Source organism: Staphylococcus roterodami, assembly GCA_022493055.1.
Classification (GTDB): domain Bacteria; phylum Bacillota; class Bacilli; order Staphylococcales; family Staphylococcaceae; genus Staphylococcus; species Staphylococcus singaporensis.
Window position 1 is genome coordinate 1,393,764 of record CP092781.1, and the last position, 15,032, is coordinate 1,408,795.

At 31.3% G+C, this 15,032-nt stretch carries 17 protein-coding genes and 2 pseudogenes; 2 read left to right on the forward strand and 17 right to left on the reverse strand.

Annotated elements, in window-relative coordinates; translation table 11 throughout:
• Positions 1-170 precede the first annotated feature (170 nt).
• The 17 genes and pseudogenes from ML436_06840 to ML436_06920 all read right to left on the reverse strand — a co-directional run bounded on the left by ML436_06840 (position 171) and on the right by ML436_06920 (position 13,381).
• Positions 171-785: a phosphatase PAP2 family protein gene (locus ML436_06840; protein UMT79435.1), complete on the reverse strand. Its 615-nt coding sequence runs from the start codon at positions 783-785 to the stop codon at positions 171-173.
• Positions 786-801: 16 nt separating this feature from the next.
• Positions 802-1,872 carry an undecaprenyldiphospho-muramoylpentapeptide beta-N-acetylglucosaminyltransferase gene (locus tag ML436_06845; protein ID UMT79436.1) on the reverse strand — a complete coding sequence of 357 codons (1,071 nt, stop codon included), beginning with the start codon at positions 1,870-1,872 and terminating at the stop codon, positions 802-804.
• 11 nt (positions 1,873-1,883) lie between these two features.
• Positions 1,884-2,393, reverse strand: a complete 510-nt coding sequence (locus tag ML436_06850) for a GNAT family N-acetyltransferase (GenBank protein UMT79437.1) — start codon at positions 2,391-2,393, stop codon at positions 1,884-1,886.
• Positions 2,394-2,916: 523 nt separating this feature from the next.
• Positions 2,917-3,398 (reverse strand): annotated as a pseudogene (gene tnpA, locus ML436_06855) (IS200/IS605 family transposase).
• A gap of 120 nt (positions 3,399-3,518) precedes the next feature.
• Positions 3,519-4,520 (reverse strand): annotated as a pseudogene (locus tag ML436_06860) (transposase).
• Positions 4,521-4,951: 431 nt separating this feature from the next.
• The gene (locus tag ML436_06865; protein UMT79438.1) at positions 4,952-6,442 is read right to left on the reverse strand and encodes a S41 family peptidase; all 1,491 of its coding nucleotides are present in this window, start codon (positions 6,440-6,442) and stop codon (positions 4,952-4,954) included.
• Positions 6,443-6,625: 183 nt separating this feature from the next.
• Positions 6,626-6,847, reverse strand: a complete 222-nt coding sequence (locus ML436_06870) for a YozE family protein (GenBank protein ID UMT79439.1) — start codon at positions 6,845-6,847, stop codon at positions 6,626-6,628.
• Positions 6,847-7,347, reverse strand: coding sequence for a PTS glucose transporter subunit IIA (locus tag ML436_06875; protein UMT79440.1), 501 nt, complete (start codon positions 7,345-7,347; stop codon positions 6,847-6,849). The genes ML436_06870 and ML436_06875 overlap by 1 nt, the downstream gene beginning before the upstream one ends.
• Before the next feature lie 11 nt (positions 7,348-7,358).
• The gene (gene msrB, locus ML436_06880) at positions 7,359-7,787 is read right to left on the reverse strand and encodes a peptide-methionine (R)-S-oxide reductase MsrB (GenBank protein UMT79441.1); all 429 of its coding nucleotides are present in this window, start codon (positions 7,785-7,787) and stop codon (positions 7,359-7,361) included.
• Positions 7,780-8,313 (reverse strand): peptide-methionine (S)-S-oxide reductase MsrA, encoded by a 534-nt coding sequence (msrA, locus tag ML436_06885; protein ID UMT79442.1) that lies wholly within the window; start codon positions 8,311-8,313, stop codon positions 7,780-7,782. The genes msrB and msrA overlap by 8 nt, the downstream gene beginning before the upstream one ends.
• Before the next feature lie 85 nt (positions 8,314-8,398).
• The gene (gene fakB2, locus ML436_06890; GenBank protein UMT79443.1) at positions 8,399-9,238 is read right to left on the reverse strand and encodes a fatty acid kinase binding subunit FakB2; all 840 of its coding nucleotides are present in this window, start codon (positions 9,236-9,238) and stop codon (positions 8,399-8,401) included.
• A 13-nt stretch (positions 9,239-9,251) separates the two neighbouring features.
• Positions 9,252-9,731: a dihydrofolate reductase gene (locus tag ML436_06895; protein UMT79444.1), complete on the reverse strand. Its 480-nt coding sequence runs from the start codon at positions 9,729-9,731 to the stop codon at positions 9,252-9,254.
• Positions 9,732-9,929: 198 nt separating this feature from the next.
• Positions 9,930-10,886: a thymidylate synthase gene (locus ML436_06900; GenBank protein UMT79445.1), complete on the reverse strand. Its 957-nt coding sequence runs from the start codon at positions 10,884-10,886 to the stop codon at positions 9,930-9,932.
• Between the two features lie 421 nt (positions 10,887-11,307).
• Complete coding sequence (locus tag ML436_06905; protein UMT79446.1) at positions 11,308-11,745, reverse strand: BrxA/BrxB family bacilliredoxin; 438 nt, start codon at positions 11,743-11,745, stop codon at positions 11,308-11,310.
• 16 nt (positions 11,746-11,761) lie between these two features.
• Positions 11,762-12,886 (reverse strand): conserved virulence factor C family protein, encoded by a 1,125-nt coding sequence (locus tag ML436_06910; GenBank protein ID UMT79447.1) that lies wholly within the window; start codon positions 12,884-12,886, stop codon positions 11,762-11,764.
• A gap of 37 nt (positions 12,887-12,923) precedes the next feature.
• A complete protein-coding gene (locus ML436_06915) occupies positions 12,924-13,175 on the reverse strand; it encodes a NifU N-terminal domain-containing protein (protein UMT79448.1) in 252 nt (83 codons plus the stop codon).
• An 11-nt stretch (positions 13,176-13,186) separates the two neighbouring features.
• The gene (locus ML436_06920; protein UMT79449.1) at positions 13,187-13,381 is read right to left on the reverse strand and encodes a zinc-finger domain-containing protein; all 195 of its coding nucleotides are present in this window, start codon (positions 13,379-13,381) and stop codon (positions 13,187-13,189) included.
• A 244-nt stretch (positions 13,382-13,625) separates the two neighbouring features.
• Here ML436_06920 and ML436_06925 point away from each other — a divergent pair, with 244 nt between their 5' ends.
• Together ML436_06925 and ML436_06930 are read left to right on the forward strand one after the other, a co-directional pair.
• Positions 13,626-14,330, forward strand: a complete 705-nt coding sequence (locus ML436_06925; protein ID UMT79450.1) for a queuosine precursor transporter — start codon at positions 13,626-13,628, stop codon at positions 14,328-14,330.
• Positions 14,331-14,572: 242 nt separating this feature from the next.
• Positions 14,573-14,974, forward strand: a complete 402-nt coding sequence (locus tag ML436_06930) for a ribonuclease HI family protein (protein UMT79451.1) — start codon at positions 14,573-14,575, stop codon at positions 14,972-14,974.
• Positions 14,975-15,032 lie beyond the last annotated feature (58 nt).

A 15,032-nucleotide genomic window follows, 5' to 3' on the forward strand; every position in this document is an offset into this window, starting at 1 on the left:
CCACATAGAACATCCCCCCCACAACGTTTCGTTCATGTTGGATTGGTCATTTTCAGATATTCCCCTTTTATATGCCCGTAAAAGACAATATACGTTATAACAACGTTTTATAAAAGCAGTAAACCCTTACGACACTTTAGGTTTACTGCTTTTGTTATGTTCTTAAATATTTAATTTAATAATTTATTTCTTAGTAGTAACGTTGATAAAATAATACAAAATACGCCACCAATAATACCAGCAATAATATCTGTTGGATAATGTACACCTAGATAAACACGGGATATTGAAATTAATAGAATCATCACTGCACATAATCCGATAAGTATACCTTTTGAATTACCATGTCCTAGGCGATTTAAAATATAAATACCACTTCCAAAATATGCTGTTGAACCCATCGCATGTCCACTTGGAAAACTAAACCCTGTTATATCAATTAAACGTAATAAAGTTGGTCTTTCTCTATCAAATATATTTTTTAATACTGGATTTAAAACTCCTGATAAAGCCATTGTTAATGCGAAAAATAATGCTTCAATTTTATGGCGTTTTAACATTAAATACGCCACAAGAAGTAATGAAATACATAACATTGCCCATACTTCACCTACTTTAGTAGCACCAAGCATAATAGATGTCGTTATGAAACTCTCGGATGAATAAATAAATTCATAAACTTCATTGTCAATCCATTTCCCAAGTCTTGATTCATGGAAAAAAGCAATGATTCCAAAAACCAAAGTAAAAACGATGAGCAAAGAGATACGTTTCCATTGACTCATAAAGCATTACCTCCCATTAATTCAATGCATCTTTAATCATTTTATTAAATAAAGCTTCCTTCGTATAACTTTGTTCATAAGCTTTCATATCATTTATGATTTGAGTTCTTTCCTTTTCTATAACATTTAATTCTTCCATTAATTTTACCGCAGTTAATTGATCTTCTTCAATTGTCTTTGCATAACCTTTTTCAGCAAAATGTTTTGCATTATCAATTTGGTCACCACGTGATTGATCTAAACCTAATGGCACTAATAACATAGGAATTCGTAATGTTAAAAATTCATAAATGGCATTTGAACCCGCTCTACTTATCACTGTATCGGCAATAGCTAATAAATCTGTTAAGTCTTCCTTTACAAATTCATATTGTATATAACCAGATTTTTTTAGTTGATCATCTTTTAACCCTTTACCAGTTAAATGAATCACTTGATATCGCTGTAGTAATGCGTCTAAATTCTCTCTTATAATCTCATTTAGCTTTTTACTACCTAAACTTCCACCCATAACGAGAAGGACTTTTTTATTATTATTAAAACCTGTCAATTGGTAACCTTTGTGGGCACTACCACTTTTTAAATCTTCACGAATTGTAGCCCCTATAAAATCTGCTTTATCTTTTGGCAAGTAATTTAATGTTTCTTCAAACGTAGTATAAATTTTCTTGGCAAATTTAAGTGCAATCTTATTTGCTAAGCCAGGCGTTAAGTCAGACTCATGGATAATTGTTGGTATTTTTAAAGATTTAGCTGCTATTACAACAGGTACTGACACAAAACCACCTTTTGAAAATAATAAATCTGGTTTTTCCTTTTTCAAAACTTTGCGAGCATCTAAAATACCTTTCAATACTTTAAATACATCTTTTGCATTTTCTAATGAAATGTATCTTCTTAATTTACCACTCGAAATAGGATAATACGTAATTTCTGGCAATTGTGTTTCAATCATTTCTCTTTCAATTCCATTTTTAGAACCAATATAAAACGCTTCATGACCTTGGGACAATGCAGTCGGAATTAAACTTAAATTTACTGAAACATGTCCAACTGTACCACCACCGGTAAACGCGATTTTCGTCATTAATATTACCTCTATTCTTTTAAATTTTTATAATATGCATAAAAAGGTTCGCCTTTATCATAAGGAGGATATTCCATTAATTGTTCTCCTACTTTATGAAAACCGAACTTGGCAAATAATCCTTGTGCTGGCTTATTTAATGCAAATGTATCTGTTAAAATAACGTCAGCTCCACGCGCTTTCACTACTTCAATAACATAATTAAATAATTCTGTTGCTGCACCTTTATAATCTTTAGATCCAGTTAAGCGATGTATTACAAAAGCACCTTCTCTATTTACAGGCCAGTCAATGTCATCATACCATTCTGCTTGATTTTGGTCGACAACAATAAAGCCATAAATTTTGTCATTTTCCTCTAAAACATATAAATAGTCTTTCGCAATGTCTTCTTCGAAATGTTCCATAAGTGGGTACTGATCGTCCCATTGTTCGTTGTCGTGTTCTTTCATAATTTCTTTCGCTTCTTCTACAAGATTTAAAATTTGATCTAAATCTGTCATTTTACCTAGACGGATCATGTACGTCACTCCTTATTATAAAATTAAAATGTGTTTTATTGCACATGTTATTCATACACACTATCGAGATACTTTAAACGTTTATTGTGCACGAAAAACAGTAATTATAAAACATTGGGATAATAGTAGCCGATAAAAGTATCATATACTAATAATAAGGTAGTTAATAGTCATGAAATCATCTATCCTTTATGTTTATGTTATTTGAATTAATTACCTTAATTAACATAGATTCTTAAAAGTTCTATCGACTTTTATTAATACTAAACGTCTAATTTATATCTTTTGTTATCCAACGTCAACATTAGAGTAGAATATAAAGTATAAACATACCAGGAAAGAGCATAGAACAGGCATTTATGTATCAAACACCTGATGAAAACGTTTTTTAACCTATTTGATTTTTTTAATCAAAACCACCCGTGTGAACGAGTGGTTTGTTCTACGGCTATAAGCCTTCCTTACTGGCCAGCCCTAAAAGGGCACTGAAAAGTCAGCCAACTGCACTACTATTCCAGCAACCCTAAAGGGTTACTCTTTTTCTATTTTTCTCTTCAGTGAAGGGATCTAAATATTCTTCCATTGAGATTTGGTCTGCAACGATATCCTCTTGTAATTGATTACGAATATAATTTTCAATCACTTTTTTATTTCTACCTACTGTATCCACATAAAATCCTTTAACCAAAATTTTCTATTTCCATATCTATACTTTAAATTAGCATGTCTATCAAATATCATTAAGCTACTTTTTCCTTTTAAATAGCCAACAAATGATGATACTCCAAGTTTGGGTGGTATACTAACTAACATATGGATATGATCTTTACATGCCTCTGCTTCAATTATCTCTAAACCTTTTCTTTCACATAATTGACGCAATATAATCCCTATATCTTTTTTTATTTTTCCATATATCACTTGTCTTCTGTATTTAGGTGCAAAAACAATATGATACTTACAATTCCATTTTGTATGTGCTAAACTGTTTGTGTCAGATGACATTAAATAGCATCTCCTCGTGTTGATTATTTTGGTTGGCTGACCAATATTTATTCTAGCACGTAGAGATGCATTTTTTGTGACAATGGTAGAACCTTTTCTGGAGCTTGAGACATTAAGTTCTTAGGCAATGTAAAAAAGCTGATTTCTATTAATTATTTGATAGAAATCAGCTTTTTTGATATGTATTTTATAATGTACAGTTCGTTGAGCTGCTATTTTCCTTATATTAAGTGCCATTAATACAAAACCTAGCTCTCGTTTAACTTTATCTATTCCTCGAACTGACATTTGAGTGAATACCAAAATAGTCTTCATAAATCCAAAAACAGGCTCTACATCAATTTTACTTTGACTATAGATTTTTGCTCTTCATATTTACGTTTTCTTTCAGAATAACCATCAAATTTCTTTTTGAATTTCTTAATTTCGTTTTTTCTTACGAGTCTGTTTTCTAATTTGAGTACTATCTTCGTTCTCAATAGAATGATTTAAATCTTCGATTTCTTTATCTAAATGACTACCAACTAAATCAATTTCTTCTATTGTTAAATCACTATCTCCATCTTCTTTAATCTCTGGTATTATTTTTTCTTCAACTAAGTCACCATATAATGCTTTTGAATTTTCGTTCAATTTCAATTCGTGATTTTGAATACTTTTCTTCCACACAGATGTATACCTATTGGCATTAGCTTCTACTTTTGTACCATCAATAAAAATTGAATTATCATCAATAAGATTTTGCTTTAAACATTGACTATGGAACTGAATAAATAAAGATTCAATTAACGCATCAGTATTAGGATTCACTCTAAAACGATTAATAGTTTTATAAGAAGGTGTTTGATTTTGAGCTAACCACATCATTCGAATACTGTCATGAAGTAATTTTTCTATTCTACGACCTGAAAATACAAATTGAGTATATGCATATAAGATAATTTTTAACATCATTTTTGGATGATAGGATGTTGCGCCACGATGATGTATGAATTCATCGAATTCACTATCAGGTATCGTTTCAACAATTTCATTAACATATCGCGAAATATCATTTTGAGGAATTCTAACAGAAGTTTCTATTGGTAGTGTAAGTTGAGTCATGTTATAATTTTTATACATAAGGCACCTCGTTAATTTAGTTTATTGGTATTTATTAAATTATACGAAGGGACCCAACACAGAAAATTCAAATTATTGAATTTTACATTTATGTGCAAGTTGGGCAAAGTGTCTTATTTTTTTAAAGTATTTAAAAGTAAAATCAAATGTTAATACGTAGTATTAATGGCGAGACTCCTGAGGGAGCAGTGCCAGTCGAAGACCGAGGCTGAGACGGCACCCTAGGAAAGCGAAGCCATTCAATACGAAGTATTGTATAAATAGAGAACAGCAGTAAGATATTTTCTAATTGAAAATTATCTTACTGCTGTTTTTTAGGGATTTATGTCCCAGCCTCTTCTTTTCATAAAAAAACACACTTCCAAAATATGTAATGAAGAACATTTTTGGAAGCGTGTTATCGCTCTTTAGCTATAAATTTCGATCATAAATTACTTAAGAAGTTTAAGTAATTTGTCTAGAACATCATCATGTTTATTAGCTTTTTCAACTAATAATTCTGTAAATTTATTATTTGTTTCTTTATTAAATTCACCGTTCACTTCAAGTTTATTATCTTGTTGGAACGCTTTAACTTGATTTTCTAAAGTAGTATCAAATTTAGAAGATTCGTTGTCTACATTATATCCTAATGCAGATAATCCAATTTTTATTGTTTTAACATTTTTATCGTCATCGCCTAATTTAAATGTTTTAGAACTTGGAATAACATTTAATGATTGATATTTTGGTGTATTTATAGCTACATCTGGCTTAATACCTTTACCGTGAATATAATGACCATCAGGAGTTAACCATTTCATCTCTGTATATTTTAATAATGAGCCATCATCAAACTCACGTGTAGTTTGAACAATGCCTTTTCCAAATGTCTTAGAACCATATACCTTTGCCTTATGATAATCTTTTAACGCACCAGTAAACACTTCAGACGCACTTGCTGAACCTTCATTCACTAGAATGGAAACATCCATATCTTTTGCTTCTTTTAAAGCATCATTTGATGTTTTAATTGATTCTGTGTCATTACCTTTTTCAAGTTTAACTACAGTTTTACCTTTATCTATAAAAATATTAGACATTTTAACAGCTTCATCTAATAAACCACCTGGATTATTTCTTAAATCTAAGACAATTTTTCTTAATCCATCTTTATGTGCTTTAAGCACTGCATCTTTTAATTCACCTGAAGTATCATTTTGGAATTTATTGATTGTGATAACACCAACGTCACCTTTTTTCTGATATTCAACACTTTTTACATGAATTTTTTCACGTTTAATTTTTACATCTTTTTCTTCACTACCGCGTTGAACAGTTAAAGTTACTTCAGTGTTTTCTTTACCTCTCACTTCTTTGACAACTTCATCGAGCGCTTTTCCTTTAATTGATTTACCATTAACTTTAGTAATAACATCTTTCGGACGTATACCTGCACGTTCTGCTGGAGAACCTTTCATAGGACTTGTAACCATAATTTGATCATTTTTCTTTTGCATTTCCGCACCGATACCTACAAAATCACCTGATACGCCTTCATTAAAGGATTTCGTTTGTTCTTGTGTTAAATATTCTGAGTAAGGATCTTTAAGTTCTTTAACCATACCATCAATGGCTGCTTTCGTTAGCTTATCAGAATCTTGCTTTTTATAATAATCTTTATTCAAAGTTTTATAAGCATATTCAATTTTGTTTAAATTTTCTTGTTCTGTTTGACTTAAACCACTTATTTTTTGATTAATAAAAATATAAGCAAATACCGTTATAACAGCTGTAATTAAAATTGTTGCAATAATAATGGATATAAAATGCCAACGTTTTAAGTGAACTTGTTTCTTTGGAATTTGTTGATTCTGTTTATTCTGCTGTTCGGATTCGCTCTGAACATCATTGGATGAAGATGTAAGTCGCTTATCATCCATTTTATCACTTCCTTAATTATGGACTTTTCATATATGTGTAGTTAATCATATCAATTTCTGCAGAATAGCGCACGATATTTCACTATGAATTGACATTTTCTAGTTTAAAATTATTTTTTCCAAATTAAAACCAGGATAATATCGTTGCATCACCCTGGTTCTAATCAATATTGACTTAATTAGCTAAAATTTTAGCCATTCAGTATATTCTTCATATAAATCATCAAATACAGACATTGGTAATGTAAAATCACCATGTGTTTCAATATAATCAGACAACGCGTTAAAATCATCTTCATGTTTTGGAAAAGCAAGATCATCAAATATCTCTTCGGCAAGACGACCTTTATCATCGTGTCTACCACGAACTGTCATAACAAATTGATAAAATGAATAATTTTTCATTAGTTCATTGTCACATCAATAACTTTTGTTTCGCCTTTGATGACTGCTTTTTCATCGTGAATATTGATAGAAGCTGCTTGATCAGAGTTTGTAATAATAATCGGTGAGATTACAGATTTAGCATTTTTATTAATAAATTCGAGATTAAATCTTACTAATGGATCGCCAACATTTACTTCATCCCCACTAGATACTAGTACTTCAAAGCCTTCGCCATCTAATTGAACAGTATCTAAACCGATATGAACTAATAATTCTAATCCGTTATCAGCTTTTAAACCAATAGCATGCTTAGTTGGAAAGACATTGTCAACGCGACCTGAGATTGGAGCCACTACTTCTCCCTCAGTTGGATTAATGCCGAATCCTTCACCCATCATTTTTTGCGCGAAAACAGGGTCTGGAATATCTTCAATCTTTACGTATTCACCTGTTAATGGTGCATAAATTGCGATATCTTTATTAACTTCTTTGCCTTTACCAAATAATTTTTTAAACATACTTTCCACTCCTACTTATCAAAATGTGATATTAAATCGCCGTAACCCAACTCTTCTAATTTTTCATATGGAATAAATTGAATTGCAGCGGAATTGATGCAGTATCTTAATCCGCCACTTTCTTTTGGACCGTCATTGAATACGTGTCCTAAATGGCTATTTGATTCTTCTGAACGAACTTCAGTTCTTAACATGCCAAATGATTTATCGACTAATTCAATAATTTCTTTATCATCTAGTGCTTTTGAAAAACTTGGCCAGCCACATTCTGAATGAAATTTTTCTTCTGAAGTAAATAATGGTTTACCAGAAATTTTATCTACGTATATACCTTTAGCAAAATGATTCCAGTATTCATTCATAAATGGTGGTTCAGTGCCATTTTCTTGAGTGACAATGTATTCTATATCTGTTAATTCACTTTTATCTTTTTTAAGCATTTTGATTCCCCCAATGTGATTCTATAAACGCCTTTCTACCAGAACCGCGTTGATATTGATAGTAATGTACCGGGTTCTTTTTGTAGTAATCTTGATGGTAGTCTTCAGCTGGATAGAAATTTTTATATGGTTTAATAGGTGTAATCACTGGTTTCTTGAAAATACCTTCTTCATTCAATTGTTGTTTTTTTAATTCAGCAGCTTTCTTCTGATGTTCGTCATGATAGAAGATTACTGGTTGATAGCTTTCGCCTCTATCGAAAAACTGACCTTGATCGTCGGTAGGGTCAAATGTTTTGAAATATATATCTAATATATTTTCAAAGGAAGTAACCTCTGGATCAAATGTAATTTGTACTGCTTCGACATGGCCGGTTTGATTCGTACATACCTGCTCATAAGTAGGGTTTTCAACGTGACCACCACTATAACCAGATACGACTGACTTGATGCCGGGATATGATGTAAATGGTTTTACCATGCACCAGAAACATCCTCCTGCTAATGTTGCATATTCTTTTGTCATATGAATTACCTCCTTTATCTATCTAATTATAAATTTAGTCTATAAAAGATTGAAATGGAAGTAATTAACACTGAAAATGCTAAATTTACTGCTTAAGGACTACAAGTCCAATAGCACCCTGTCCTGTATGTGCTGAAATTACAGGTGTAGTTACATTTATATCGTAGTTGTTAATATGAAATGCATCACTAAATACTTTTTTTAATTTATCAACATATTCAATGACATTAGCATGAGCCACACCTACGGATTTAATTTCATGATTGCCAATAAATTCAGCTATTTCTTTCTTTAAATACTGAATACTAGAATTTTGTGTACGTGCATTATGCACAAGTTCTAAACGTCCATCATCAAGTGTACCTATTGGTTTAATTTTCATAATATTACCAATTAAACCTTTAGTCTTACTAATTCTGCCACCTTTAATTAATTGGTTAAGTTGACCAATTACGACAAATAGTTTGATATTTTCTCTAAAGGCATTTAATTTTTCGACAATTTCATCTGTAGTTAAATCTTTATTTACAAGTTCAACTAAATGTTGAATTTGATAACCCAAACCAAATGAAATAGATTTAGAATCAATGACCGTTACGTTTGCATCTACCATTTGACTCGCTTGAAATGCTGTATTAAAAGTACCACTTAAACCTGAAGAAAGATGAATACTTATGATTTCTACACCATCTTTGCCTAGTTCTTCATAAGTTGATATAAATTCACCGATGGCAGGTTGACTTGTTTTAACATCTTCATCATTTTCAATATGATTAATGAATTCCTCAGATGTTATATCCACTTGGTCAACATATGATTCGCCTTCAATAGTCAAACTTAAAGGAACTACATGGATGTTGTGTTGTTCTAAATATTCTTTTGATAAATCGGATGTTGAGTCTGTCACAATAATCTGTTTTGTCATGTGATTCTCCCCCTTATTTTTTTCGAATTAGATGTAGGAAGGTATGTGGAATTGTATTTTTTTCATCAAGTTGGCCTTCAACGGAAGAAGCCACTTCCCAATCTTCAAATGTGTAAGGTGGAAAGAACGTATCGCCACGGAATTTACCTTCAATGACTGTAATATACATATCATCTACTTTATCAATCATTTCTTCAAATAATGTCTGTCCTCCAAATACAAAAACATGCCCAGGTAAATTGTATAATTCATCAATTGAATGAATTACATCAACACCTTCAACTGCAAAATTTGTATCTGTTGTTAGAACTACATTACGACGATTTGGTAATGGTCGACCAATAGATTCAAATGTTTTACGACCCATGACAAGTGTATGACCAGTTGATAATTTTTTGACATGTTTCAAATCATTGGGTAAATGCCAAGGCAATTGATTTTCAAAACCAATTACACGTTGCAAATCATGTGCAACTAGAATGGATAAAGTCATAATTATCCTCCTTCTTCTATCATTTCATTTTTTACTATTAAGTTACCTTTAATTTAACACAATTTTCATCATAAAGTGTGATAGAAATAATGATTTTGCATAATTAATGAAAACGTTTAACACAAAAAAGTACATTTTAACACTTGAAATTCAATGGTACTCAATAATTTATACTTAAATATTACGTTAAAGTATTATTTAAACTGCAATAGGCGCCTTAATTGGTGGATGAGATTCATAACCAATAATTTCCAAATCTTCGTAATTAATATCAAAAATTGACTTGTCGCTGTTAATTTTTAATATTGGTGGGTTGAAGCTATCTCGAGAAAGTTGTGTTTGAATTGCTTCAATATGATTTGAGTAAATATGCGCATCTCCAAATGTATGAACAAATTCACCTACTTCAAGCCCACATTCTTTTGCGATTAGATGTGTTAATAATGCGTAGCTTGCAATATTAAACGGCACACCTAAAAATATATCTGCACTACGTTGATATAATTGGCAACTTAATTTACCATCCTGAACATAAAATTGGAACATTGTGTGACATGGTGGTAATGCCATGGTATCTATTTCTGTAGGATTCCAAGCAGACACAATATGTCGTCTTGAATCCGGATTATGTTTTATTTGCTCAATGACTGTTTTTAATTGATCAAAATGGTTACCATCTTTATCTTCCCAGTCACGCCATTGTTTACCATAAACATTACCTAAATCACCATATTGTTTCGCAAAATCATCGTCTTCAATAATGCGTTGTTTAAATTGTTTCATTTGTTCTTTGTATAATTCATTAAATTCTGGATCTGTTAGTGAACGATGACCGAAATTAGTCATATCGGGTCCTTTATAATCATCCGAATTGATATAATTTTCAAATGCCCATTCATTCCAAATATTATTGTTATAATTTAGTAAATATTGAATATTCGTATCACCTTTAATGAACCATAATAGTTCAGTTGCTATTAATTTAAAAGAAACTTTTTTAGTTGTAAGTAAAGGAAAACCTTTTGATAAATCGAAGCGAAGTTGATGTCCAAACTTCGAAATTGTACCTGTTTTTGTACGGTCATTTCTTGCATTTCCTATTTCTAAAATTTCTTCACAAAGACTATGATATGCTGCATCAAATGAATTCAACATATGTGATAACACCTCATTTTTAATATTTATTGTATATATGCTTGATTAATTTAAAATTTAGAGTTGTATAACTTTTAATATTGCTACTTTAAAGGTAAAACGCCCTTTGTTAAAGTTCAATTTAGTAACGATTTAAAATTTCACCATAATTTAATTTTTAACACAACCATTTTTGTCATTAAACACGATTGATAATTATTTACCCCATTCTGTTACTTTAAAGCTTTAATTTTCAAAAAAGAGGTTAACACATCAATAGAAATATTATGAATGATGTCATTGGAAGTCTCATAAAAAAGATAGATATCGTTAGTTGACTTAATTTGATAAATTTCAATAAATGATATGCAACTAAAGTCTCTATTTATAATGACTGACATCATTTTCAATATCGTTTAATGTGCTAACCTTTATTTATAGACTATTTACAATTTTCATCAAAAGCATCTTTTAAGTCCATTGCAATGTCATTAATGTCTCGACCTTCAATAAATTCTCTCGGCATAAAATAAACTAAATCTTGACCTTTGAACAATGCATATGATGGACTAGATGGTGCTTGTTGAATAAATTCGCGCATAGTTTCAGTCGCTTCTTTATCTTGTCCAGCAAATACAGTAATTGTATTTGTAGGTCTGTATTCATTTTGAGTTGCAACTGCAACTGCTGCAGGTCTTGCCAACCCGGCAGCACAACCACATGTAGAGTTTATTACTACAAAAGTAGTATCATCTTCTTTTACTTGATTCATATAATCGGTAACTGCTTCACTCGTTTCTAAGCTAGTAAAACCATTTTGAGTTAGTTCTGCACGCATTTGTTGCGCTATTTCTTTCATATAAGCATCATATGCATTCATATTTAATTCCTCCTAATTATACAGTTCGATTTGCCATTTGTTTCCAAACTGAACCTAAAGCCTCATCACCTTTTTCAATGCGTGATATTGCCATCTCAATTTGTAATTTAACTTCAAATGCGCTGTCATTAATGTGCGCTTTAAGTGCTGGTAGTTGTTCAGCATTACCTTCGTCATAGATAAACATAGCAGCTCGCCATCTCACAATTTTTTGCGGATCATCTAAGAGTCTCACCATTTCTGGAAGTGCTTCAGGATAACCCAAATCGCTTATACAATCGCCCGCAGTTCTCCTTACAGCTGGACTCTTATCTCTGAGACCTTTATAAAGGTACGGTAAAATATCTTTACTTTCAATCATTCCTAACAAAACAACAGCTTGACGTCTAATAGGGACTTTTTGATCAGATAACGCTAAATCAAGTAAAGGTATATCTTCAAAAGTCGGTTTTGGAAAATGATTCAACATTCTTAACCGCGTCTTCCAGTCATTAGTAGCATGATATTCATCTAATGAAACATGTCGATAGAAATCTTCATTTTCATAGGTGCGTTTATCTGAAATGGCTTGTTTAACCATATTAGGCAACGTCGATTCTGGGTAAATAGCTAATACTTCTTCTAACACACTACCCAAAACTTCTGTTATTTCTCCGTATCGATTCCCTAGATTTATCCATTTACGCATCAGAACAATATTGTCATGATCTGTTTGTGCTTGAATCATATGATCAATATATGTTTGTGGTAGTTGTTCACGTAATTCTTGATTATCTGATGTTAACTTGATTTGGTAAGGAATACCTTTGAATGTTAAGAGTTCTGCTTTGATTTCACCAAAATGATTGTCGATTTGTGACGCCATTACCATTTCATCACGACTTGAATCTTCAGAAAATGACGATTTTATTTGTGGCAATATCTTCTCCCAATCAGCTTTTGGCTCTTTATCAACTGCTAAAAAATCCATGACATGAAAAATTGATGTAATACCATCGATTGATAACAGCTTATTGATAAATGCTGGTTGTGATTCAGCAATCTCTTTATAAGTATTTGATGACATGCCTTCTCTGTGTTGTGATAATACAACCTTCATCGTATTTGGACTAGGTGTTGGCTCTATACGTAAAATTTCCATTTACTTAATTCCCCCCGAACATTTGTTGATGAAAATTTTATTCGAATACAGCTTCAACTTTCGGTAATACTGTTTCCCAGTTTGCGTCATTTTCTTTATCTACAGAAATAAAATCCATGACATGAAAAATTGATTTAACACCATCAATCTTTAAAATATCATTGATAAATTGAGGTTGTGCATCATCCACTTTTGTATACGTATCTGATGTCATACCTTCTCTACTTTCGCTAAGCGTAATCTTCATTGTGTTGTGATTTGGTGTTTCTGAAATTGATATAATTTGCATTTGACTTCCTCCTACTGAAGTTCATTTCCTAATTGTTTAATTTCTTTCCCTATTGAACACTCATTGATACAAAAATGATGCGCCTTCGTTTTTCCCTCTAGCTTTCGAAGTCGTGTTTTAATCGGACATTGATTGCAATAAGTATTCATTAAATCATCTATTTTCGCGAGTGCATTTTGCTCTGAAAAAGTTAAAATACGCGACACTTCCTTTATTACTCCAAAATATTGCAACCTTGTAAATAAGTGTTACTGTTTTAAATTTGACATAAAAATATTATAACATTTCTAACCCTAATTTTTGAATGAAACCTTTTACAATTCTATGCGTAAAATGTATTTATATTCAAATACTATTGCATCGCAAACGATTTTTCAGTAAAATGAGTAAGTTATTTATTGAGCGGTTTCTAAACACCCGCATGATCAAAATTTAGGAGGACATTTAAATATGTATAATGAATTATTAGGACTTGTTACATTTATTGTGACATTCATACTTATGGTATTAATGTATCGGTTTTTCGGGAAGCAAGGTTTAATTGCATGGGTTGCTATTGGCACAATCATTGCCAACATTCAAGTAATTAAAACAGTAGAAATTTTTGGTATTTCTGCAACATTAGGAAATGTTATGTTCGCTTCAATTTATTTAGCAACTGATATTTTAAACGATATTTATGGTCGAAGAGTTGCCAAAAGAGCAGTTGGGTTAGGTTTTTCGTCGACATTAATTATGATTATTGTTATGCAATTATCATTACACTTTATTCCTGCACCAGAAGATATGGCACAAAAAGCATTACATGCAATATTTGATGTAGTTCCACGTATCGCTTTAGGTTCAATTGTGGCCTATATTATTGGACAGCATATAGATGTATTTATTTTTTCATTAATCAAAAAGATTTTCAGTTCTGATCGAACGTTTTTCATTCGCGCATATGGTAGTACAATTTTAAGTTCAATTATTGATACTGCTTTATTTGTAGCAATTGCCTTCGTTGGTAGCTTACCTGGAACTGTTGTATTTGAAATTTTCATTACTACCTATGTATTGAAACTGGCTTCAACTATTTTTAACGTACCATTTGGATATATTGCTAAATCGTTTTATCGAAAAGGTAAAATTGATAAGTTAGATCAAGGCTATTAAAGCACTTACTACATAAATAGAATTTGTTTTAATGCTGATATTTGAATAAAATTTTTATCAAGATGATTTTTTAGGAAGGATATTACAGTACTACGTATTAGAAAATCATCTTTGACTCAGCGAGTATTTTAAACACGTGTTACTTATTTAAGTGATGCGTGTTTTTTAATGGATTACCCAACGTATTTTGTATTACAGTAATAGTAACTTTAACTAAGCACTGAATAGAAAGTAGGTTTATTATGGCGAAAATAAATTTTGATGCTGCGACGAAAGGAAATCCAGGCATAAGTACATGTGCCATTGTAATCAAAGAAGATGATCAGCATTATATATATACACATGAGTTAGGCGAAATGGATAACCACACTGCAGAATGGGCTGCTTGTATTTATGCACTAGAACATGCACGTGAATTAAATGTTCAAAACGCACTATTATATACTGACTCAAAGCTAATTGCAGATAGTATTGAAGCTGGATATGTGAAAAACGCAAAATTCAAACCTTATTTTGATCAAATAGAAATATTTGAAAAAGATTTTGATTTATTATTTGTTAAATGGATACCGAGAGAACAAAACAAAGAAGCGAATCAACACGCTCAACAGGCATTGTATAAATTAATTAAAAAGAACAAATAAAAGGAGCACCGACTGATATAATGTCAATCGGTGTTCCTCTTTTTATCGAAGAAACAAA